The sequence below is a fragment of the Clostridium beijerinckii genome (genome assembly GCA_003129525.1).
In the GTDB taxonomy this organism is placed as follows: domain Bacteria; phylum Bacillota; class Clostridia; order Clostridiales; family Clostridiaceae; genus Clostridium; species Clostridium beijerinckii_D.
Genome location: CP029329.1, coordinates 196,275 through 219,668, shown reverse-complemented (window position 1 = coordinate 219,668; position 23,394 = coordinate 196,275). Strand labels below are relative to the sequence as shown.

The window sequence follows — 23,394 nt, the reverse complement described above, 5'->3', positions numbered from 1 at the left end:
AATAATTTAATTCTAAAGAACAAGCATTTTTATACGTTTGAATAAGCTAAATTTAAGAATAATTCAAGTCATGAGAATTTTTTAGAAAAATTATTAGTAAAGTGAATATATAATATTTTATCTTAATCGGATTAGGGAAGATTAAATATTTAAAACGTATTCAAAACATACAATGCATCTTTGCGTGTTAATTTCTTTAATATGTCGAAATATGATATAATAAAATAAGAACTTAGTATAGGAGGTTATTAATGAAATTTAAAAAAGCTAGTATTATAGGGAGTATTACTTTATTATTCCTTCTTATAATTATAGTTATAATACTATATAATTTTATTGGACCTGGTTCACGAGATATTAAAGCATCTAAAAGCTTTATAACTAATCTATATTCAATTAATGCAATATGTACTGAACAAAAGTTAGATGCTATAAAATATGAGAGAATTAAAATATTAAATAGTCAGAACGATCTAGTTTATAGAAGTATAATAACTCAAAGTTTTGGTATAGATTTAGATAAAAACAATAATGTAATTGGTTTTGCTAGAAAAGAAATTCCAACCAATACAACTAAATTTAATTTACAGGATGCTAGGATTTTAGCGGAGAAATATTTAGAAAACATATATAATGGAGACGTAGTATTAAAGACAATTAATAGTAATGATGACTCGAAATATTTACCCTATTATTCATTTATATATACAAAACAAAAAGATGGACATCCATTTTATTTTGATGAGATAAAATTAAATATTGACAAAGAAAGTGGTTTTCTGGATGGATATTCGAATTCAACGATGCAAAGAGAATGCAAAGAATCTGTAATAAACCTTTCTGATGAAGAAGCTAAAAAGGTAGCATTAGAATACTTTCAAAAGTTTAATAAGGACGGTATTGTTAAGAATGAGACCGATTTAGTTTATGCAGATAATAAAATAGATAAGGATGCAAGTAAAATATATGAAGTTTGTTATATTGTAAATATAGATGGTAAAAATGATAAGGATGTAAATATTAGTTGGAAAATTTTTGTGAGTTCTGAAAATGGAAATATATTAAATATATTAAAAGATGGGGCAGAAAAAGAAGCAATAATCAAGTGAAACTTGATTCAGATGGGATTTGATCCCCATCTGAATCTTAGTTGAACTTATACCCTCAAGGGGCACCCCGTCTAGGAGCGTGCAGCCGTTATCTCCCAGTTAAGCAGAGAACCTAAATCTATGATTTAGTGTGAATCGCTTACTCCTCTGATTTTAGGAAGAGGAGTTTCATATATAGTGGGAGTGTTACGGATGCTAGCTATCAGATAAATTAATATAAAAGAGATGATAATCAGTAATGATTATCATCTCTTTTATATTATGAAGTACTTTCTTAATTTAGAGTTTGCTCTGCAGTTCCAGAATTAATATCACCAGGACCTAAAGAATTATGAGTGTTAGCATTATCTTTCTTATGGTTATTTTTCTTATCATTAGTGCTATTAGTAATGTTATTACTGTTATCATTACTAGTATCAGGTGTAGTAGGATTATTTACAATAGGAGGACTCATAGTAACACTTGTTGAAGATGAATCTCCAGTTACATCTGGCACAGAATTTCCAGCTACAACGTCATAAGCTGACGGTAAAACCATAGAATAATCTGCTGTGATAGGATTAGGATTATCCTTTTTTATAAATACTACACTTTTAGTCAAGAAAGAAGGTGTTCCTGGTGTCGAAAGTTTATTACTCAATATATTTACATTAGCAACAACGTGAGTAGTGCATGTTGTTGTTGGTTCTGTTCCTTCAATAAATAATTCTTCAATTACTCTATTTCCTCTAGAATCTTGGCTACATAATGAACTAGGAAGTAATCCAGAATCCTTGCAAACATTAACTTTGGCTATATTATTAGGTATTTCTATATCAGTTACCTTTAAACCATTATGTGCTTTAGCCATTAATTTTCCCCAAATGACAGCGCAACCACTGGAACTACCAAGAAGTTTTGTAGGTTTATCATATCCAACCCAAACAGAACCAGAAAGGTACGGTGAAAGTCCTGAAAACCATAAATCAGTAGAATTAGAAGTAGTACCAGTCTTACCAGCAACAGGGATATCTCCCCATTTTGCACCAGTAGCATTATACTCAGTTACTGGACCCTTTAACATATCATACAGAATATATGAAGTTTGTGGGGAAAAAACTTGATTTTGTTTAGGCTTAGTATTTTCAAGTATAGTCCTTCCTGTCGCATCAATAACTTTTGTATATAATATAGGTTTTGTATATATACCATTATTACCAAAGGTACCAAATGCTCCGGCTAAGACAGAAGTATTACCACCATCTATATCATTAGGATCATTATTAAATTGACCTAATGCAACAGCTGCAATTGATGTCTTAGAGGCAGAATTATATTTTAGTCCTAATTTTTCTCCATAAGAGATACCGGTTTTTAATCCAATCTTATCTTCAGTTATAACAGCATCAACATTTTTAGAATGAGTAAGAGCATCTCTTGTAGAAACGAGCCCTAAGTATTCATTGGGAGAATTTAAAGGATTATAAGGTCCATCACTAGTCGGATACTTTTTACCGATCTGTTCAGATAATGGAGCATCATCTATAGGTGTAGCAGCTGTTATGATTTTTTGATCTATTCCAGGTCCATATACTGTTAATGGTTTAGTTGAAGAGCCAATAGGCCTTAAATCATTATAAGCTCTATTGGTTGATTGTGGTTGTTGTTTACCACGTCCTCCAACCATTGCAATTACATTGCCTGTTCTATAATCCATAATAGTAGCAGATGCCTGTAATAAAGGAACACCATCATTATCATAGGCTTCTTTATTACTAATTCCTAGATTACTGTAATCATCTAAAGTAGCTTGAGTAAAATCTTGAAGCTGTCTGTTCATTGATGTATAAATTTTAAGACCACCATTAACCATTAATTTTGATGCTTCTTCATCAGTATAATTATATTTTTCTTTTAAATCTGCTTTTACTTGAGATACAGCAGGATATACAAACCATTCATAGTTTAATCTATAGTCTTTTTTACTTGATTTAAATACTAATCCGTTATTTTTCACATCATTAACCGCCTTATTATATTGAGATTCATCAATATAATTAAACTTGTTCATCTGATTTAAGACAGTAATAGTTCTATTAATATATGGTGAAGGATCTTTTTGGTTATTTTCATTATAAGCCATGTAATAGCTTGGAGCTTGAGTTATGCCGGCAAGATATGCACATTCAATAAGTGATAAGTTAGAAGCACTTTTGCCAAAGTAATATAAAGATGCAGCTTCTATTCCATATGCATGACCGCCTAATGGGATTGTGTTCAAATAAGCTGTTAAAATTTGATCTTTAGTTAATGCTTTTTCTAAATTAATAGATAAATAAGCCTCTTTTATTTTTCTTTCTAAAGAAACATCATTAGTTAAAATAGTATTCTTAAGTAATTGTTGAGTTAATGTAGAAGCTCCATGTAAGCCTTTTTGCCCAGTAATTATTTTCTTTACATCTAGAAATGCTGCACCTAAAATTCTTTGAATATCTACTCCTTTGTGTGAATAGAATCGTTCATCTTCTATGGATACAAAAGCATTTTTTAAGTTAGTAGGTATTTTTTTTGAATCTATAACATAACGTTCCTCATCTGTATGAAGATTATCCATAAAGTCTCCATTGCTATCATATAAGCTTGAAGGTTGATTTAATGATAATACGGCTTCAACATTTAGAGGAGGTGTAGTTTTTATAATAGCAAAACCATAGCCTGCACCTATTACAAAAATTGCCAGAAAACAAAATAGCAAACCAAAAGATATGCCTTTAAATATTTTTCTTGATTTTTTTTTCTTTCTTGGCTTTTTCTTTCGTGGAGTACTACTAGTTCCTTTTGCGTTATTATTAACTGCCATTTTATCCTCCTAAAATTATAAGGTTTATCCGATAGCTAGCATTCGTAAAAATATAACGATTGCACGCTCCTGGACGAGGTACCCCTTGAGGGTACATTGTGACCCTTGAGGTTATAAGTTCTTCTAAGCTTCAAGCAGATTAAATTATATTAATATTAATAGAACTCAACCTAAAGTTAAAAATCACTTTGTAAATTTAATAATATTTTATACCATTATAGCATAATTATAATATGAGTAAATGAATAACTCAATATAAAGGTGTTGATAATGCAATATTATACTAAACGTAAATCTCATAAATATATATCATTTATAGTTGCTATTATTTTTATAATTGTTGTTTTTAATATAATGATAGGATTCTTTAATAAAAGAGTTATGCCGTCAATAATAGAAATAGCAACAATGATGGCAAAATCACAAACATTAGATATAATAAACAAAAAAAGTGTAGATATTCTATCACAGGAATTTAAATATGATGAAATGATAAAAATAGAAAAGGATAATCAAGGAAATATAATTTTAGTTCAATCAGATACTATAAAATTAAATTATATAGCATCTAAATTAGCCACAGAATGTAATAAAGAATTAAGTGATATGAATAATTCTACTATAAAAGTTCCTTTTGGATGGATGAGTAATAAAAGTGTTTTCTATAATCTAGGACCTACAATAACCACACAGATAGAGCCTATGGGGAATATTAATACAAGTTATGAATCAAAATTTGAAAGTGCTGGAATTAATCAAACAAGACATAAAATATATCTAAATGTTACTGCTAAAATAAGACTGAAATTACCAATGACAAATCAAGATATCGAGATAAGCACACAAATACCAGTTTCAGATACAATTATTGTTGGAAAAATACCAAATACAACTTTTGGATTTCCTACCAATGATCAAAACAAGGCAAATTAACAAAATGATCAATGCTCAATTGTCAATAATCAATTTATGAAGAAAGCTCACAGAGAAAGTTCTGCTAGCCAAATATAAAATTTGGAACATCACTTTTGGAAACTTGTTTTTTCTTTGGAGATTTACGCCCTCATTGACAATTGGGAATTGAAAATTGATCATAAAAAAAAGAAGCCCTCAGGCTTCTTTTTATTCCCAATTAAATACATAAGGTACATTTCTATAGAAATCACCATAATTCAATCCATATCCAACTACAAATAAATCTTCAATTTCAAAACAACAATAATCTGGCTTTATCTCAATTTTTCTTCGTGACGGCTTATCAAGAAGAACACAAATCTTGACAGAAGCAGGATTTAAATTTTTTACATGATTAAAAACAAAATTCATAGTGTAACCAGTATCAACAATATCATCAACTATAAGAACGTCCCATCCTTCAATGTTGTCAGAAATATCATTAACTACCTTAACGCATCCTGAAGAAATTTCACAATTATCATAGCTTGATGTAGTCATAAATCCAATCTTTACATTTAAATCTATAGCTCTAACTAAATCAGCAGCATATACAAAACTTCCACGAAGTAAAGATAAGACATAAAGATTTTTACCTTTATAATCTTCAGAAATAACTTTACCGAGTTCCTCTATTCTAGAATTGATTTGTTCTTTAGAAAAAAGAATATTACGTTTTTTATCTTCCATTGTTTCTAAAACTCCTTTTATATTTATTTATAATTCGCACAGCTTACTTATAATCTACAGTTCACGATGCATAACTAAAGAATAAATCTTTACAAGATTTATTCTAGATATATATTTCAAGTTACTGAGTAACTTGTTCCAAAATTGTGCATTGAGAAGTGAATAAGTTGTAATTAATGAATTAATAGTATAAAATTATATTAAAGTTGTCAAGATAACTTATGTGAGGTGTTTATATGATATATGGAAATATTGAAGGAATAAGAAAATCTATAATAGATGAATTAGAGAGTATTTATGCTATTAAAAATTTAAAAGATGAAGTCTGTGACATAGAAATTTTAAATATAATTTCTAGAGTTTCTAGTTTCATTGAAAGAGAAGTAAGTGTAGGAATAAATAGAAAAGGTAATGTTACGTCTGTTGCAATTGGAGATTCAACATCAGTTGAAGTCCCAATAATAGATATAGAGGAAAAAAGATTATCAGGAATTAGAGTAATTCATACCCATCCAAATGGTTATTGTAATCTTTCTGCTTTGGATTTAACAGCACTTTTAAAACTAAAATTAGATGCAATTGTGTCAGTAGCAATAATAGATGGAAAAATAATAGACTTTTCACTAGGAATGCTTACTTTGTATAATAATAAATTGGAATTTGAAGAAAAAAGTAATCTTTCATTAGAAGAAATAACATCCATAAATATAATAGACAAAATAAGATTTATAGAGAATTTAATTAAAACCAATGATGTTATAGAAGAAACAGAAGAAAAAGCAATATTAGTTGGTTCTGATACAAAAGAAAGTTTAGAAGAATTGAAGGAACTTTCAGAAGCTTGTAATGTACCTGTTTTAAATACAGTATTTCAAAGTAGACATAAAATTGATGCGGCGTATTTTATAGGTAAGGGTAAAGTTCTAGAAATTGCATCTATGAGACAAACAGAAAGAGCAAATGTAATAATATTTGATGATGAGCTTTCAGGTTCTCAAGTTAGGAATTTAGAAGCAGCAATAGGTGCAAAAGTAATTGATAGAACTACTTTAATACTAGAAATATTCGCAACTAGAGCTAAGACAAAGGAAGCTAAAATACAAGTAGAACTAGCTCAACTTAAATATAGATTAAGCAGATTAAAAGGACTAGGGACAGTATTATCTAGAACAGGTGGCGGAATAGGTACGAGAGGTCCTGGAGAAAAGAAACTTGAAACAGATAGAAGACATATAATGGAAACAGTATATGACTTAAAAGATGAACTTAAAAAAATCAAAAAGACTAGGGAAGTTCAAAGAGAAAAAAGAAATAAAGAAAATATTCCTCAAGTATCTTTAGTTGGATATACTAATGCAGGAAAATCTACTTTGAGAAATGCACTTTGCGATTTGGCTGCAAAAAAAGAAAATAAAATAAAGGAAAAAGTATTTGAAGCAGATATGCTTTTTGCAACATTAGATTCAACAACAAGAGCAATAACATTGAACAAGAAGGGATTAATAACTCTTACAGATACAGTTGGATTTGTAAGAAAGTTACCTCATGAGCTAGTAGAAGCATTTAAGTCAACATTAGAAGAAGTAATATTTTCAGATCTTTTATGTCATGTAATAGATACATCTTCAGACACTGCTGTAGAACAGTACATAGCTGTAAATGAAGTTTTAAATGAGCTTGGTGTAGTAAATAAAGAAATGATATTAGTTTTAAATAAAATAGATAAAGCAAGTGAAGAACAAATAGCAATAATAAAAGAAGCCATAGATGAAACACAAGTAATAGAAGTCTCAGCTAAAGAAGGAACTAATTTAGAAGAATTTTTAAATTTAATAGAAGAAAAATTACCTTATAATTACAGAAAAGTAGAGTACTTAATACCTTATGAAAAAGGTGATGTTCAATCATTTTTACATAGAAATGCTAGAATAATTGAAGAAGATTATAAAGATGAAGGTACGTATATGCTAGTTGAAGTAGATGATGAGGTATATAACAAGACTCAAGATTATGTTATACAAGAATAATTAAATATTTTGATTAATATATTAAATATGAGAATTAATTAAGGACTGTATAACTATGGGAAAGCGAAAGTATAAGGGCGGTTCTAAAAAAAGTAAATCAAAGAAGTGCAGAGAAAAGAATAGTAAAGTGAATACATCTCAAAAAGAAGAAAAAAATTCACAAAACGAAAAATATGAAGGGATTTATGAAACTACTTCACAAGATAATTTAGAAAATGATAGCGATATACATACTAAACAAGAAAGACCTCTTGCAGATGATTTAAATTATCCTTTTTCCCCAAGTACATCTAAAACTTCATCGGATACTGAATCACAAACTAGTGATACAAATACCAATGAAAGTACAACGGAATCTAATTCTGATAGTATTAATGAAACTAATGACTGTTATGAGGAAATAAAAGCAAAGCAACAAGAACTTTTAAATAATATTAAAAATTTAAGTGAAACTCTCATTGGTATAACTTTGATTAGAGATAATATTAATTCTCTTAGAGTTGATAATTTAACTGAAATTTATTTTACAAGACAATTAAGACCTCTTTTAGATGCTTTAAATATTATTGCTTTTTCAGTTTCTAATATGACTAGTGCTGCAGTGAATATACAAGCCAATACATTTGGAGATAGGAAAGAAATTAGGCATGCCTTAAGTTTAAGTTATAAAATGAATGATGAAGTTGAAGATATTATAAATGCCTTAGGAAGAAGAGTGAAAATTTTTGTTAATGAAATAGATAAGAATGATAAAAATTGTCCACCATTTGACTAAAGGAAAGATTCTTAGATTCAATTATTTAAGAATCTTTTTTGTATGTTTTAAAAGGGAAGGCATATTTCTAATAGTTGACTTGCTATTTTATTTAGTAGGTCTAAAATAGAATAAAAACTAAAAAGGTAGTCTACTTAAATAAAAATTTCTTTCAACTATAATGTTAACAAGTTTTATTTAGACAAAGAAGGTGAAGGTAAATATGTTAAAATCCATATTAAATTATCAAAAATCATCAGAAAAATTAATAAATATATTACAAATAAATAAAAAAGTATTAGCTATATTTGCATTTGGAAGCATAATTAGTGGAGATCTTTGGGAAGAATCTGATATAGACCTATTTGTTGTATACAAAAATGGTTTTGATGAGGTTAGAGATGTATATTCAGAAATATTAGATATACCGGTACATATAAAAGTATTAGATAAAGATAAGTTTTTAGCTTTATATGAAAGTGATGGGAAGAAAGGGATTATAAGAAATTTACTTATATCTTCTAAGATAATATTTTCAAGAGATGATGAGATTGAAAATATTTTTAATAAAGCTAAATATAGTTTAGATAAAAGTAAAAAGATATGGAATTTGGTATATTTAGGAAAACTTATAAAAGACATAAGGATAACTAAGAAGTATATACATAATGATAATGCGTTTACCTCTTATGAAGTGCTAATTAGATCTTTAGATAGCTTTGCTAAGTTATATTTAAATTTAAATGGATATACTGTAAGCAAAGATGCTGTAAAAATGGCAACAAATTTAAATAATAACTTTAATTTAATAGTTGAAAACTTGTTTAATAAAAAATGCACAAAAGAAATTGTACAAAACACTGTAGATTATATAGAAAATTTTTTAGATGAGTATATAAATGAAGCATCTAAATATTTATTAGATTATCTGTATAAAAAAAATATTTTTTTAAGTTCATATGAAATAAAAAATGATGAATTATTTAAAGAATTTGAGATAAAAATAGAGGATATATTAAAAGAATTATTTAAAAGAAACTTGGTAATGAAGGACACTAAAGATTTGGACTTATCTTTTAATGAAAAATTGGTAAGTGAGAATGTATATTCGTATAAGAGTTATAATTAATGAATAAATGCTTCTAATTTTTCCAGGATAAAAGTTCTTAATTATGCTATCGCATTATTTTTATGAGTGTATATTCTTCAGAATATTTATGGTAATATTCTGAAGAATATATATGGTTTAGAATATTAGAAGAAAAGAGGTTGCTTATGGATATTTACAAAGATTTTAAATTCAAAGATGATGAAGTACCCAAATATATTCAAGTGGCTAATTTTATAAAAAATTTAATTGATAAGAGAGAAATAAAAGAGGGAGATAAACTCTCTACCATAAGAGAATTATCAAAGAAACTAGGCGTAAATAATGTTACAATAGTAAGTGCTTACAATAAGCTTAAAGCTGAAGGATATGCTTATCAAAAAGTTGGTAGTGGAAGTTATGCTAAGAGAAAAGAAATTACTTCAAACTTTAGGCGAGAGTATTCAAAGACTTTGAAAAAAATATCTATGGAAGATTTAACGGATGTAGTAGATTTTACAGGAGAAACTACATCAGAAGTATTATTCCCTATAGATGATTTAAAACATATTATAAATGAAGTTTTAGAAAGAGATGGTGCTAATGCATTGCTTTCTGATAATAGAAATGGATACACTAATCTGATATATACAATAAACAAGGTATTTTGGGATTATAAATTAAATAATGAAGATATAATAATTGTATCCGGAGCTCAACAAGGAATTGATATAGCTTCTAAGGGAATATTAAATATAAATGATAATATAATAGTTGAAAAGCCAACATATGCAGGTGCATTATCAGTTTTTAAATGGAGAAAGGTTAATTTATTTGAAGTACCAATTGAAGAAGATGGAATAAACTTAGTTAAATTTGAAAAAATACTTCAAAAAAATGAAATAAGATGTTTTTATACAATGAGTTATTTTCAAAATCCAACAGGAACAAGTTATAGCTTAAAAAAGAAAAAAAGAATTTTAGAGCTTGCAGAGATTTATGATTTTTACATAATTGAAGATGATTATTTATCAGAACTTATATATGAAAATTCCTTAGAATATATACCATTTAAATGGCTTGATAAAAATGACAGGGTTATTTATATAAAAAGTTTTTCAAAAATATTTCTTCCAGGAATAAGATTAGGATATCTAGTAGCACCAACAATCTTGAGAGAAATACTTCAAAGTTCTAAACATAACACAGATATAACAACTTCAAGCTTAATGCAAAGAGCATTAGAACTATATATTTCAGATAACAAATGGAAGAAAAATATAAAAATTTTAAATGATGAATATATAAAGAGATATACATATATGAAATCCTTATTAGATAATGAATTTAAAGACATATTAACATATAAAGATCCAAAGGGAGGTTTAAATTTTTATTTAACTTTAAATGAAAATTATATGATGAATACAAAGGAGCTTTTTATGCGACTTAGACAAAGAAATGTATATATTACTCCGGCCGTTATGTTTTTTACATCAAAAAATGATGGACAAGATTCTTTTAGAATAGCATTTTATCAAACTGATAAACTTAAGATTGAAAAGGGTATGAGAATACTTAAAGAAGAACTGATTTATGAAAAGGTTAAGAATCAATCTAAATCAGATGATTAATGAATAAACTGTTGACTAATTCAATATTATATAATATAGATGAGATTATATAATTTTCACAATTCACAATTGAGGAACAAGTTACTACGTAACTTAAAATATATATTTTAAGAAGTCTTATAAAGATTTCTACTGTAATTGTACATTGTGAACTGCGCATTGTTAATTGGAAAGGGGTTATGTATAGATGTCCTATATTACAATAAGAGATTTCGGTGAAGATAGATTTGAAGAAAAGAAATCAGAGTTTATTGGATATGCAAAAAGAGTTGAAAATGAAGAAGAAGCTAAAGCTTTTGTAAATCAAATAAAAAATATGCATAAACAAGCTAGGCATAATTGCTTTGCTTATATTATTGGAAGTAATATGAATATTCAAAGATATTCTGATGATGGAGAACCACAAGGAACAGCAGGAATACCTATTCTTGAAGTAATGAAGAAAAGTAGAATAACAGATTGTGCAGTTGTGGTTACTAGATATTTTGGCGGAATACTTTTAGGTACTGGAGGATTAACAAGAGCATATATAAAAGGGGCGAGCATTGCCATAAAAGCTGCAGGTATTGTAGAAAAGGTTGAGGGACTAAAATTAAGTTTTGAAATAGAATATGATTTATTTGGAAAGATTCAACATATATGCGGACAAAATTCTTGGCACATAGAGGATACAGAATATAGCGATAAAGTAACTGTATATATATTATCAGAAAAGACAATTTCAAATGATATAGAAAATGAAATTGTAGAAGCTACAAATGGGAAAGTAATAGTTCGAAAAAGTAAAGAAGAAATTTATTTTAAAGAAGGAAATAGACTTTATTTGAAAATATAGGTGCCCTCGGTGAAAACTACACTTATGCGTATAGCCAGTCGAAATGAAGGTCATGCATTTATTTAAGTTTAGTATATTTCTACAGTATAAACTGGAGGATGAGCCTATTTATGCATGAGCTCAGTATATATTGTGAATTTGTTCAAAATGTGGTATAATTTTTGTGAATTTTATATTTCGAAATAAATCAATTAATTTTAAAATAAGTAATAATAAAAATCTGTATAAACATATAGCATTTAAATTATAATGAATTGTACATTTATTTATTAAAAACTATGTATTTAAATTAAAGTAAGGAGGAAAACACATGTCAGGACACTCAAAGTGGCATAACATTCAAGCGAAAAAGGGTAAGACAGATGCAAAAAGAGGTAAAATTTTTACTAAACTAGGTAAAGAAATCGTTGTAGCTGTTAAAAATGGTGGATCTAGCCCCGATACAAATTCAAGACTTAGAGATGCAATTGCCAAAGCAAAGGCTGAAAATATGCCTAATGATACTATAGCAAAAGCAATAAAAAAGGCTTCTGGTGAATTATCATCAGTTAATTATGAAAATATAGTTTATGAAGGTTATGGTCCTAGTGGAGTGGCTGTAATAGTTGATACTCTTACTGATAATAAAAATAGATCTGCAGGAAATGTAAGAAGCGCATTTACTAAAGGTGGAGGAAATATGGGAACTGCAGGATGTGTAGGCTTCATGTTCCAAGAAAAAGGAGAAATTATCATTGAAAAAGAAGATAAAGATGAAGATGAAATAATGATGATTGCCTTAGATGCGGGTGCAGAAGATTTCTCATCAGATGAAGAAGAAGTATTTATAGTAACTACAGCTCCAGAAGACTTTGGACAGGTGCGAGAAGCATTGGAAGCAGCAGGAATTGAATTCTTAGAAGCATCTGTTAAAATGATTCCAGATACATATACAGAAATAGATGAAGCTGATGCTAAGAAATTCCAAAAAATGTTAGACTTACTTGAAGATGATGATGACGTTCAAGATGTTTATCACAACGCTGAATTTCCAGAAGGTTGGAATGAATAGTTAATTTATGATATATTAATAAATTGAAAATTACTTTATTAAGGTATACGGAATAAAGCAAAAACACCTCTAATATTGATAGAGATAATATCAATATTGGAGGTGTTTTTTATATGTGGACAAAAGAACTATAAAGTTTTTATATGATTCTAAAATATTAAAGTTAAAATATAAACAAGATTGACATATTTAGAAAAATAGTGATAATTTAAATATAGTAAGCTTATCTTTATACGATATAATTTTACAGATGGAAAGAGGAAGAATAAAATGTTGAAGATAGACAAATTGATAGACTCTATAGATATAGGGAATGTATCTGACTTACATATTACTTCGGGATTAGCCCCAATGGTTAGAATAGATGGAGTTTTAGTAAATGTAAATAATGATAAACTTCCAAGTGAAGTAGTAGAAGAATATATTAAAGAATTAATACCCGATAAATTCAATGAATTTTTAAATGATGGGGAGATAGATTTTAAATATAATAGACCTGGCATTGGAAATTTTAGAGTTAATGCTTATAAGTGTAGGGAAAGTTATGCTATATGTATGAGAGTAATTAAGGAAGCTATACCCAAACTTAAAGATTTGGTAAATGCTCCTGTTTTAAAAACTTTTACTGAATTAAGTGATGGATTAGTGCTTGTTACTGGACCAACCGGCTCTGGTAAAAGCACAACTCTTGCAGCTATGGTAAATGAAATAAATATGACTAAAGAGAAACACATAATTACTTTAGAAGAACCAATAGAATATATATATGAAAATAATAAATCTATGATAAATCAAAGAGAAATTGGACAGGATACTAGAAGTTATGCAATGGGACTTCGAGCAGCACTTAGACAAGATCCTGATGTTATATTAGTAGGAGAAATGAGAGACCCAGAAACAATAGAAATAGCTTTAAGAGCAGCACAAACTGGGCATTTAGTTTTTTCAACTTTGCATAATATGGGAGCAGCAAATAGTATATATAGAATTATAAATTCATTTGATTCTGGTCATCAAAATGAAATTAAAATTCAATTATCATCTTTATTAAGAGGAGTTGTTTCTCAAGTTTTATTACCAAATGCTTCAGGAACAGGACGAACAGCAGCAATGGAAATAATGGTATGTACTCCAGGTATAAAGAATTTAATTAGAGAAGGTAATTATGAGCAGATAAATAGTTTTATTCAAATGGGATCAAAGTATGGAATGCAAACAATAGAGATGGATCTAAAAAGATTAGTTAATAATGATATAATATCTCATCAAGAATATGAAAAGTGGATAAAAAATAATAAAATGAATTAATACATTTGGGTGTATTTTATTTTAGCTAGTTATATAATATTACCGGGGAACAGATTTATTTTAAAATAGTTCATAAATTTTCTATATTATTAATAAATATTTAAGAAAATATTTTGGCTAATTTGCTAAAAGAAGTGTAGAATTATACGGGAAAATATGGTACTATATAGACATATAATTTAATAATTAAATTGTCTATCTAAAAGTAAAATAACAAATAGTATATAATATTTTATAGGGAAACTATGATTCATATATTTTACTTGGGCACTTTATATATGATGAGTTTGCAGTGCAACCGACCTTTATTTTAATAAAGGTCGGTTTTTTTATATAAAAGAAAGTAATATATAAGAAACAAACAAAAATTATGTAAAAAATATACTAATTAATACATTTTTGAAATGACTTGTAATTATATAAAAAAACATTTAATATAATAGATGATAATGTAAAATATTACATTATTTATCAAATGAAACGGACGCGTAATAGATATATTGAGAAGGTGATAAATTGGATTATGCTTTAATAGTTATTTTAGGATTAGTTATAGGAAGCTTTTTAAATGTTTGCATTTATAGAATTCCTAAAGAAGAATCAATTGCATTTCCACCATCACATTGTGCAAAATGTCAACATAACTTAAGCCCTATAGATTTAGTTCCTGTATTTAGTTATATATTTCTTAGAGGAAAATGTAAATATTGCAAGGAAAAAATTTCTATAAGATATCCACTAATAGAAAGTCTTAATGGGATATTGTATTTAATAGTCTACTTAAAATTTGGATTAACGTTAATTGCTTTGAAATACTGCATTTTAGTATCGCTTTTGATTGTTATTGGAATGATTGATTACGATACTCAATTTGTGTTTACAAGTACCACGATTTTTGGAGGCATTATAGCAGGTATATTTATAGTAATTCAAGCTATTAGCTATAGGAGTGGAATTGTTGATTTGATTTTAGGTGGAGCAGTAGGCTTTGGAATTATAGGCTTAATAGTGTTTTTAACTAAAGGAATGGGCGAGGGTGATATTGAAATTGCTACTGTATGTGGATTGTTTTTAGGAGTTAAAGGAATTCTGCTAGGATTATTTTTAGCAATTATATTAGGTGGGATAGTAGGAATAATTATCTTAGCTTTAAAATTAAAAAAAGCAAAAGAAAAAATAGCATTTGGGCCGTGTATAGCAATCGGAAGTTTGATCTCTATGATATGGGGAGTTGAAATATTAAAGTTTTATTGGAATCTATTAATATAGATTATTTAAAATATATATACTTGATTGATTAAAGGAAGAAATTAAACTATTACTATAAAGTTAAATATATCTTATAGGACATATTTATGTTTAATTAATAACAAAAGGTAGGTGAGACGCAGAATGGCAACTGAAAAAAGAAGATTAGGCAACATTCTGGTGAATGCAGGTAAGATTACTGGATATCAATTGCAAGAAGCATTGAAGTCTCAAAAGGCACTTGGTAAAAAACTTGGAGAAATATTAGTAGATAGTAAGATTATAACAGAAGACGATATTATAGAATCTATAGAACAACAAACAGGAATAAAAAAAGTAGATTTAAATACAATAAATTTTGACAGAAAGGCAATAACTTTAATACCTCAAAATTTATGTGATAAATATACATTAATACCATTTGGATTTGATAATAATAAAATTAAAGTTGCACTTGCAGATCCATTAAATATTTTTGCAATCGATGATGTTGCAATATCTACTGGATTTGAAATAGAGTCATCTATATCTAGAACGGCTGATATTAAAAAATTTATAGGTATATATTATAGTAGCCAACAAGTTCATAATGCGGCAATTCAACTATCAAAGGAAAGTACAAAATCAATTAAGAATTCTAAAGCAATATCTGAAGATATAAATGATGTAAATAGTGCACCAGTTGTTAAAATGATTGAATCTATATTTAAAAATTCAGTAGAAATGAAGGCATCAGACATACACATAGAGCCATTTGAACACGAAATAAGGATAAGATATAGAATAGATGGAAAACTTAAAATAGTTAATACCCTTGGAATAGAAAGTTTAGGTCCTTTAGTTACTAGAATAAAAATTCTTGCAGGACTTAATATAGCAGAAAAGAGAACACCACAAGACGGAAGAATAATGACGAGTGTTAGTGGTAAAGAAATAGACCTTAGAGTCTCAGTTCTTCCAATAGTTAATGGAGAAAAGATAGTTATAAGAATTTTAAATACTGGTGGTTCTACATTGAGTAAAAATGAACTTGGAATGAGTGAAGATAATATTGAAAGATTAAATAGGATTATTGCAAATCCTCATGGAATAATTTTAGTTACTGGACCTACAGGGAGCGGGAAATCTACAACTTTGTATGCAATACTAAGAGAATTAAATGATGACAGTGTAAATATAATTACAGTAGAAGATCCGGTTGAGTTTACAATGAATGGAATCAATCAAGTAAATGTAAATGAAAAAACTGGATTGACATTTGCAAGTGGACTTAGAAGTATATTAAGACAAGATCCTGATATAGTTATGATTGGAGAAATTAGAGATGAAGAAACAGCAGAAATTGCTACAAGAGCAGCGATTACAGGGCATCTAGTTTTAAGTACACTTCATACAAATGATGCACCTTCATCTATAGTAAGACTTGTAGACATGGGTGTTAAACCATATTTAGTTTCAACATCTGTTGTTGGAGTAATGGCTCAAAGATTAGTTAGAAAAATATGTGCTAATTGTAAAGAAGAATATGAGGCTAGTATATATGAAAAAGAATTTTTAGGACAAGCTGTAAATAAACCACTTATTTTGCACAAAGGAAAGGGTTGTGGATACTGCAATGAGACTGGATACTCTGGAAGAATTGGTATATATGAGGTTATGGAAATGACGAGGCAGCATAGAGAGGCTATAAATGCAGGGAAAAACTCAGATACCCTTAGAGATATTTCAATTGAAAATGGAATGGAAACCTTAGAGAGTGAATGTAAAGATTTTGTTTTAAGCGGGATGACAACTATCGAAGAACTTTCAACAATTGTAGCATTTTCAATGAAAGAATAAGTTCTTACAGAGCTTAAAAATATATTTATAAGAAATCCTGAAAGGATTTTATCCATAATTGTATATTGTCATTTGTCAATTGTACATTGAAAAGAGGTGTTTGTATGGGAAAGTTTAAATATAGAGTTATGAACTCAGATGGAGAGAAAATAGAAGGAAGTTATGAGGCAAATTCTAAAGATGAAGTTATGGATTTTATTTCAGGTAATGGATATTACCCTTTAATGATAGAGGAGATATCACAAAGTAAAAACATTGAAATAAAGTTTAATAGTAAGGTTAAACTTAAAGATTTATCAGTATTTTGTAGGCAATTTTATACGATGTTAAATGCAGGAGTACCAATCTTAACATGTTTAGGAATATTGAGCGTTCAAATTGAGAATCAAAAATTAAGAGAAGCTACAAAAGATATAAATGAAGAGGTTGAAAAGGGTGGAGTTTTATCAGATGCAATGAAGAAACATAGCGATGTATTCCCGGATTTGTTAGTAGCCTTAATAGCATCAGGAGAAGCAAGTGGTAATTTAGATGCTATAATGCTCAGAATGGCAACTCATTATGAAAAGGAAAATAAAATTAATAATAAAGTGACAAGTGCATTAATTTACCCTACAGTACTAAGCTTTGTAGCTGTTGGAGCAATTATATTTATACTAACTTTTGTAATGCCTACATTTACTGAAATATTTGCACAAAGTGGAACAACTTTACCTTGGTCTACTAGATTTTTGCTTGGTCTCAGTGATCTAATTAAGAATAATTGGATTTATATAATAATTTTAATAGGATTAAGTGCATTTGGACTTAAGATTTTTTTGAAAAGCGATCAAGGAATTCTTATTTCAAGTAATTTGAAACTAAAATTGCCAATACTTAAAAAGCTTAATCAAATGATCATAGTATCAAGATTTACAAGGACTTTATCTACACTGATTGCAAGTGGATTACCTCTAATAGAAGCTCTGGAAATAGTTTCTACAGTTGCAGGAAATAAGATTGCGGAGAATGCACTTCTTAAAATAAGAGATAAGGTAATGAGAGGAGAAAGTTTATATTCTGCAATGAGGGAAAGTGAAATATTTCCTGAAATGCTTTATTCAATGATTAAAATAGGTGAAGAAACAGGTTCGCTAGATGACATATTAAATAAGACAGCTGATTTTTATGATGATGAATTAGAGTCAATAATTCAAACATCAGTAGCTCTTATGGAACCAGTTTTAATAGTAGTAATGGGACTTGTAATTGGATTTATGGTAGTCTCCATAATGATGCCAATGTTTGATAGTTATACTCAAATTTAAAAAACGCAATTAATGCACAATGTGGGATCCAGAGTGCATTAAAATAAAACATACAAAAATTAGGAGGGATTTAAAATGAATAATTTATCAATCAGAAAAATGAATCAAGTGTCAAAGAGAAAGAAGAAAGGATTCACATTAATCGAATTAATCATTGTTATTGCAATTATTGCAATTTTAGCTGCTATAGCAATACCTAAATTTGGTGCCGTTAGAGAAAATGCAAATTTGGCTTCAGATCAAGCTAATGCTAAAATTATAGCTACAGCAGTAGCTCAAGCAGTATCAGAGGGTGAAATCACAGAAGATGAGGATACTGCAGTAGACAGTGCTGACTATTTACCATATATAGATGGTGGAACTGAACCGGTAGCTAAGTATAAGGGGGCAACAAGTTTTGTTGTTATGTATGACGCTGATGGAACTACTATAACTTTAGATGGTGGAGATGAGGATAAACAAGTATATCCGGCTGTAGATTAAAGTAAATATTTGATTTAAATAAAATGAATTGCGTGTAGAATGAATTCGAAGTTTACACGCAATTTATATAAAAGTATTAAAGATGATATAGTAGAAATAGGTTATATAGTGGAGGGCGTATGAGTAATCAACTAAACAAGGAAGATACAAATAAAAATAAAAAGTCTTTTAATATAAAAAAATTAATGAATATAGATTTAAAAGATTTAAAGAATAAGTTACCAAAGAAATTAATTAAATTTAATAAATTAGCACCAGAAAAAAAAAGAAAAGTTGTTGCTTTGGATATGGGAAGCTCGATGATTAAAATAGTTGAGGGTATGTACTACAAAAATGATTTAATTATAGATAAATATATCGCAGTTCCAACTCCTAAAAATGCAATTATAGATGGAGAAATAAAAAAAGAAGAAGAATTATATGGTAAATTGATTCGAGTATTAAAAGAAAATGGTATAAATGCTAAATATGCAACATGCACAACTAATTCTACATTAATTATAAATAGAGAAATTTTAATTCCAAAAGTAGAAGAAGAAGAAATGGATACTGTAGTAAGATATGAAATCCAACAATATCTTCCTATAAATTTAGAAGATTATATATTGCAAGTAACAATCTTAGGTGAAGAAGTAATAAATGAAGCTAAAAAACTTAATGTTCGTGTTATTGCATATCCAGAAAAAATAGCTAGAGGATATTATAATCTCTTATTAAAACTAAATTTAAAGCCATATGCTTTAGACGTAAATTATAATGCGGTTAATAAATTTATTAATTTTACAGGTATAAATAGTGAATTTGAATATAAATCAAAAGATTCAGTTGCTTTTATTGATATGGGAGCAAGTTTTATCGATGTTAATATATATAAAGATGATCAGTTAGACTTTACTAGAATAATAAAAGATGGTGGAAATGATATTAATGAAGTGCTAGCAGAAAGAAGTGGTATTGAAGCTAGTGAAATAGAGAATTTTAAAATCAAAAGTATAAATTTAAAAGATGAATTAGACCCACTAAATATACAGGTTAGATATGTTATAGATGACTGGATAGAAAAAATAGAAAAAATAATTCAATTTTATAAAAACAGAAATATAGGGAATGAAGTGAATAAGATAATTATTTTTGGAGGAAGTTCTAAGATAAATGGGATGGAAGACTATATGACAGAAAAGCTTGGAATAAAAACAAAAATAAACGGAATTACTAAAATTGCCTTCAAATCAAAGGATGATGGCAAACCTGTTGATGACTTTATAAATGCCATAGGTTCAGTCATAAGAGTTTAGGTGGAGGCGTAATATGAAAGATATAAATTTTTTTAAACCCTATTTAGGAAAAAGCAAAGAAAAGATAAATTTTAAAATTTATATGTATGGGACTATAGCAATTGTTGCTTTATTAATTATAAGCACTTTAATAACAAATACTGTAAGGATATTTATGCTAGATAACAGTATAAAGGATTATAAAAATAAATTGGGAGCTGATGAAATTCAAGAGAAATTAAAAGAAGCAGAAACCGTAAATAATGAAATAAATTTACTCAAGCAATATGATACCTCACTGACAGGTATAGCTGTTTCTATTAAGGAAAGAGATAATGTTTCTTATACTCTTCTAAAAGATATAACTTCAACTTTACCAAGTCAGGTTTCATTTAAAAATATCGATATAGTAGAAAATACTATATCAATAAAAGGAGTATCAAGTGATAGAACATCAATTGCTGAATTAAAACATAATTTAAGTGAGTTGCCACTTATGGAATCTGTTTATGTTAATTCAATAGATAATAAAAATACAGTGGATAGTAAAAATACATCAAATGGAGAGTATTCCTTTGATATAAAATGTGTGTTAAAGGATGTTGAATGATATGAAAATAAGTAATAAGGAAAAGATAATGCTTTTTATTTTAGGAATTATAGTAATTGCTTTTGGATATTACAATTATATTTATTTAATTCAAACAAATACAATTGAAGAAAAACTTAAGGAAGAGATGGAAGTTAAGCAAAAATATGAAACTGCTAAGGCTACCATAGATTCTATTGAAGATAAAAAATATGATGCAAACTTATTGAAAGTTAAAGTTGAAGATGAAACTAAGCCATTTTATCCAATTATTAATGAAGAGCATATAATTTTAGAACTAGATAAATTATTAAAAGACAATGAGTTAGATGGAAAGATTAGCTTTGAACCTATAGTTTCTGATAGTGTAGAAAAAGCTGATAAGACAAGTCAAACTTTGGCGGAGAGTTCATTGCAGTCAATAGTAGATAAGTATAATAATAGGAATAGTGAAGACAGTAATAGTAAACCAGCTAATTCTAGTGATAAAAGCAATATTGCAAATAATTCTGAAGTAAATAATAAAAATAATTTTAATACTGACCAAGCAAAAGAGAAAAAGAAAGACACATTACAATATGTTAAGATACAGGTTACCTTTGAAGGCAGTTATGATGGAGTATATAAAATGTTAACTACAATTAAAGAAAATGAAAGAAAAATAGTGGTTAATTCTATTAAACTGAGTTCGGATACAACAAAAGGAATAAAAGGAATTCTTAATTTAGAAATTTATTCAGTACCAAAGATTAACAATGAAATAGAAGATTATTTAAAGTGGGATTTTAATAATAATTATGGCAAGGATGTTCCATTTGCTGCCGAAAAAGAAGGCTCACTATCTAATACAGCTATTACAACATCATCAAAGTCAGAAGAAGTTACAAGAACTAATGATTTTATAGCTTCTGTTAAGTCAGTAACCTCTGATTTACCTAAAATAATGTTAGGTAAAGCAAATGATGATATGAGAACAAGTTATGTTTATGGAAATAGTAATTCAGAAGAACCGGTGGAAATGATATTAACTCAAGATGGGGAGAATTACTATTATAAATATAAAACGTCAAAACAATCGTTTCCGGCGAATTATGATGGACTTGGAGAAGAATTTGTACCAAAGTCAAAAGACATAGTTTTAAAAATCTTAAGTGAAAATAAATTAAGTGGAACTGATAATTCAAAGATGAGGCTTACAATACTTAATAAGACTGATAAAGATGTTCAAGTAAATATAAGTGGTGATGACTCAAGAGCTACAATTGATGCTAATGAAAGCAATGTTAAAATCAATAAAAGTTAAAATTGTTAGTATTTTGAATAAAGAAAGAGCTTTTAAATGATTTTTTTATCCAGTAGCAAATAAAGTGGGTGAGTTTTTTGAAAAGAAGTAATAAGAGAAAATATGGATTTACTTTGTTGGAAGTTATAGTAAGCATGGCTATAATATCAATAATATCAGTAAGTGTTTATACAGGATATATTATTATGATAAAGCAAACTAAAAGTGGACAAGTTAAACAAGAGGTTGCCTTAGAAGGTAAAAAGGTAATTGAAGCATTGCAAGGGAATAGTTTTAGAGTACCAACAAGCACAACACTGACTATAGATAATATGAGTTTTAATAAAAATGGAACTAACTTTGTAAGATATTTAAATAATAAATATAACGATAAGGAAGAAAACAATAATGAGGTTACAGAAGCTACAGCGCAATATATTGAAAGTATAACTTTAACACCTACAAAAGTTCGAAACTCTAATGATAGCACTATTGATAGTATAAAATTGGGGAATGATAATCTTAATTCAGCAGCTAATAAGATTTATATAGGCAAAAGTGATTTTGGAGAATATATAAAATATCTCCAAAGTGGTGATGAAGAAGAAATACCAGTAGTAAGTAATAGTGACCCAGAAAAAGATAAAATGGCAATATATATTTATTTAACACCCAAAAATTCTACAACAGAAGATGTTGAAGTTTTGGATTATAAAGGTAGAAGATTACTTTGTTTTACGAAGAATATAACTGAAAATTTAATCATTAATTTTGATAATTATAAAAAAACGGATGGTACATTGCCAATTGATACGGAAATAGAAATATATATTTATAATAAGACTTCAACGGTTGCTAATGTTTATATGGAAAAGCAAGAAGCTTTAGCAGTAGATTTAGAATTATGTAAAGGTGAAATAAATATATATAATAATCGTTTATCGGATACAAATGCTGAATTTGGAACTTTATATGATATTAAAGTCCAAATCAGTGATAAGAATGAAGGGACTTTGTTTACAGGATACTATAAGAAAAATATACACTAATAAAAAAAGCAGCTATGCTGCAATCAAGATCATAA

19 protein-coding genes and 1 riboswitch are annotated in these 23,394 nt (G+C 28.0%); of the genes, 17 read left to right on the top strand and 2 right to left on the bottom strand.

The window, feature by feature from the left end:
* The first annotated feature begins 251 nt into the window (after positions 1 to 251).
* The gene (locus tag DIC82_00920; protein AWK49742.1) at positions 252 to 1,109 is read left to right on the top strand and encodes a peptidase propeptide domain-containing protein; all 858 of its coding nucleotides are present in this window, start codon (positions 252 to 254) and stop codon (positions 1,107 to 1,109) included.
* A gap of 274 nt (positions 1,110 to 1,383) precedes the next feature.
* Here DIC82_00920 and DIC82_00915 read toward each other — a convergent pair whose 3' ends face one another.
* Positions 1,384 to 3,948: a peptidase gene (locus DIC82_00915; GenBank protein ID AWK49741.1), complete on the bottom strand. Its 2,565-nt coding sequence runs from the start codon at positions 3,946 to 3,948 to the stop codon at positions 1,384 to 1,386.
* Positions 3,949 to 4,218: 270 nt separating this feature from the next.
* Here DIC82_00915 and yunB point away from each other — a divergent pair, with 270 nt between their 5' ends.
* Positions 4,219 to 4,881, top strand: coding sequence for a sporulation protein YunB (gene yunB / locus DIC82_00910; protein ID AWK49740.1), 663 nt, complete (start codon positions 4,219 to 4,221; stop codon positions 4,879 to 4,881).
* Between the two features lie 189 nt (positions 4,882 to 5,070).
* Here yunB and hpt read toward each other — a convergent pair whose 3' ends face one another.
* Entirely contained in the window at positions 5,071 to 5,592 is a 522-nt protein-coding gene (gene hpt, locus DIC82_00905; GenBank protein ID AWK49739.1) for a hypoxanthine phosphoribosyltransferase, read from the bottom strand.
* Between the two features lie 236 nt (positions 5,593 to 5,828).
* Here hpt and hflX point away from each other — a divergent pair, with 236 nt between their 5' ends.
* The 15 genes from hflX (at position 5,829) to DIC82_00830 (ending at position 23,359) form a co-directional block, all read left to right on the top strand.
* Complete coding sequence (gene hflX, locus DIC82_00900) at positions 5,829 to 7,619, top strand: GTPase HflX (GenBank protein AWK49738.1); 1,791 nt, start codon at positions 5,829 to 5,831, stop codon at positions 7,617 to 7,619.
* A 55-nt stretch (positions 7,620 to 7,674) separates the two neighbouring features.
* On the top strand, positions 7,675 to 8,394 hold the full coding sequence (locus DIC82_00895; protein ID AWK49737.1) for a hypothetical protein: 720 nt from the start codon (positions 7,675 to 7,677) through the stop codon (positions 8,392 to 8,394).
* Positions 8,395 to 8,596: 202 nt separating this feature from the next.
* Complete coding sequence (locus DIC82_00890) at positions 8,597 to 9,502, top strand: hypothetical protein (GenBank protein AWK49736.1); 906 nt, start codon at positions 8,597 to 8,599, stop codon at positions 9,500 to 9,502.
* Between the two features lie 146 nt (positions 9,503 to 9,648).
* The gene (locus tag DIC82_00885; protein ID AWK49735.1) at positions 9,649 to 11,094 is read left to right on the top strand and encodes a GntR family transcriptional regulator; all 1,446 of its coding nucleotides are present in this window, start codon (positions 9,649 to 9,651) and stop codon (positions 11,092 to 11,094) included.
* A gap of 187 nt (positions 11,095 to 11,281) precedes the next feature.
* Positions 11,282 to 11,929, top strand: coding sequence for a YigZ family protein (locus tag DIC82_00880; protein AWK49734.1), 648 nt, complete (start codon positions 11,282 to 11,284; stop codon positions 11,927 to 11,929).
* A 310-nt stretch (positions 11,930 to 12,239) separates the two neighbouring features.
* Complete coding sequence (locus DIC82_00875; GenBank protein ID AWK49733.1) at positions 12,240 to 12,980, top strand: YebC/PmpR family DNA-binding transcriptional regulator; 741 nt, start codon at positions 12,240 to 12,242, stop codon at positions 12,978 to 12,980.
* A gap of 270 nt (positions 12,981 to 13,250) precedes the next feature.
* Entirely contained in the window at positions 13,251 to 14,288 is a 1,038-nt protein-coding gene (locus DIC82_00870; protein AWK49732.1) for a type IV pili twitching motility protein PilT, read from the top strand.
* 229 nt (positions 14,289 to 14,517) lie between these two features.
* Positions 14,518 to 14,600: riboswitch (cyclic di-GMP riboswitch) on the top strand.
* A gap of 204 nt (positions 14,601 to 14,804) precedes the next feature.
* Positions 14,805 to 15,557 (top strand): prepilin peptidase, encoded by a 753-nt coding sequence (locus DIC82_00865; protein ID AWK49731.1) that lies wholly within the window; start codon positions 14,805 to 14,807, stop codon positions 15,555 to 15,557.
* Between the two features lie 123 nt (positions 15,558 to 15,680).
* Entirely contained in the window at positions 15,681 to 17,375 is a 1,695-nt protein-coding gene (locus DIC82_00860; GenBank protein AWK49730.1) for a type II secretion system protein GspE, read from the top strand.
* A gap of 104 nt (positions 17,376 to 17,479) precedes the next feature.
* Positions 17,480 to 18,682, top strand: coding sequence for a type II secretion system protein F (locus tag DIC82_00855; protein AWK49729.1), 1,203 nt, complete (start codon positions 17,480 to 17,482; stop codon positions 18,680 to 18,682).
* Positions 18,683 to 18,757: 75 nt separating this feature from the next.
* Positions 18,758 to 19,165 carry a pilin gene (locus tag DIC82_00850; protein ID AWK49728.1) on the top strand — a complete coding sequence of 136 codons (408 nt, stop codon included), beginning with the start codon at positions 18,758 to 18,760 and terminating at the stop codon, positions 19,163 to 19,165.
* A 119-nt stretch (positions 19,166 to 19,284) separates the two neighbouring features.
* Positions 19,285 to 20,460, top strand: coding sequence for a pilus assembly protein PilM (locus DIC82_00845; protein ID AWK49727.1), 1,176 nt, complete (start codon positions 19,285 to 19,287; stop codon positions 20,458 to 20,460).
* A 13-nt stretch (positions 20,461 to 20,473) separates the two neighbouring features.
* Positions 20,474 to 21,049, top strand: a complete 576-nt coding sequence (locus tag DIC82_00840) for a fimbrial protein (protein ID AWK49726.1) — start codon at positions 20,474 to 20,476, stop codon at positions 21,047 to 21,049.
* A 1-nt stretch (position 21,050) separates the two neighbouring features.
* On the top strand, positions 21,051 to 22,331 hold the full coding sequence (locus DIC82_00835; protein AWK49725.1) for a pilus assembly protein PilO: 1,281 nt from the start codon (positions 21,051 to 21,053) through the stop codon (positions 22,329 to 22,331).
* Positions 22,332 to 22,390: 59 nt separating this feature from the next.
* Positions 22,391 to 23,359 carry a hypothetical protein gene (locus DIC82_00830; protein ID AWK49724.1) on the top strand — a complete coding sequence of 323 codons (969 nt, stop codon included), beginning with the start codon at positions 22,391 to 22,393 and terminating at the stop codon, positions 23,357 to 23,359.
* Positions 23,360 to 23,394: the final 35 nt, after the last annotated feature.

Bases quoted from the DNA above. Each gene is read 5' to 3' on its own strand.
- DIC82_00920 (AWK49742.1), top strand. From the start codon at position 252: ATGAAATTTAAAAAAGCTAGTATTATAGGGAGTATTACTTTATTATTC.
- DIC82_00915 (AWK49741.1), bottom strand. From the start codon at position 3,948: ATGGCAGTTAATAATAACGCAAAAGGAACTAGTAGTACTCCACGAAAG.
- yunB (AWK49740.1), top strand. From the start codon at position 4,219: ATGCAATATTATACTAAACGTAAATCTCATAAATATATATCATTTATA.
- hpt (AWK49739.1), bottom strand. From the start codon at position 5,592: ATGGAAGATAAAAAACGTAATATTCTTTTTTCTAAAGAACAAATCAAT.
- hflX (AWK49738.1), top strand. From the start codon at position 5,829: ATGATATATGGAAATATTGAAGGAATAAGAAAATCTATAATAGATGAA.
- DIC82_00895 (AWK49737.1), top strand. From the start codon at position 7,675: ATGGGAAAGCGAAAGTATAAGGGCGGTTCTAAAAAAAGTAAATCAAAG.
- DIC82_00890 (AWK49736.1), top strand. From the start codon at position 8,597: ATGTTAAAATCCATATTAAATTATCAAAAATCATCAGAAAAATTAATA.
- DIC82_00885 (AWK49735.1), top strand. From the start codon at position 9,649: ATGGATATTTACAAAGATTTTAAATTCAAAGATGATGAAGTACCCAAA.
- DIC82_00880 (AWK49734.1), top strand. From the start codon at position 11,282: ATGTCCTATATTACAATAAGAGATTTCGGTGAAGATAGATTTGAAGAA.
- DIC82_00875 (AWK49733.1), top strand. From the start codon at position 12,240: ATGTCAGGACACTCAAAGTGGCATAACATTCAAGCGAAAAAGGGTAAG.
- DIC82_00870 (AWK49732.1), top strand. From the start codon at position 13,251: ATGTTGAAGATAGACAAATTGATAGACTCTATAGATATAGGGAATGTA.
- DIC82_00860 (AWK49730.1), top strand. From the start codon at position 15,681: ATGGCAACTGAAAAAAGAAGATTAGGCAACATTCTGGTGAATGCAGGT.
- DIC82_00855 (AWK49729.1), top strand. From the start codon at position 17,480: ATGGGAAAGTTTAAATATAGAGTTATGAACTCAGATGGAGAGAAAATA.
- DIC82_00850 (AWK49728.1), top strand. From the start codon at position 18,758: ATGAATAATTTATCAATCAGAAAAATGAATCAAGTGTCAAAGAGAAAG.
- DIC82_00845 (AWK49727.1), top strand. From the start codon at position 19,285: ATGAGTAATCAACTAAACAAGGAAGATACAAATAAAAATAAAAAGTCT.
- DIC82_00840 (AWK49726.1), top strand. From the start codon at position 20,474: ATGAAAGATATAAATTTTTTTAAACCCTATTTAGGAAAAAGCAAAGAA.
- DIC82_00835 (AWK49725.1), top strand. From the start codon at position 21,051: ATGAAAATAAGTAATAAGGAAAAGATAATGCTTTTTATTTTAGGAATT.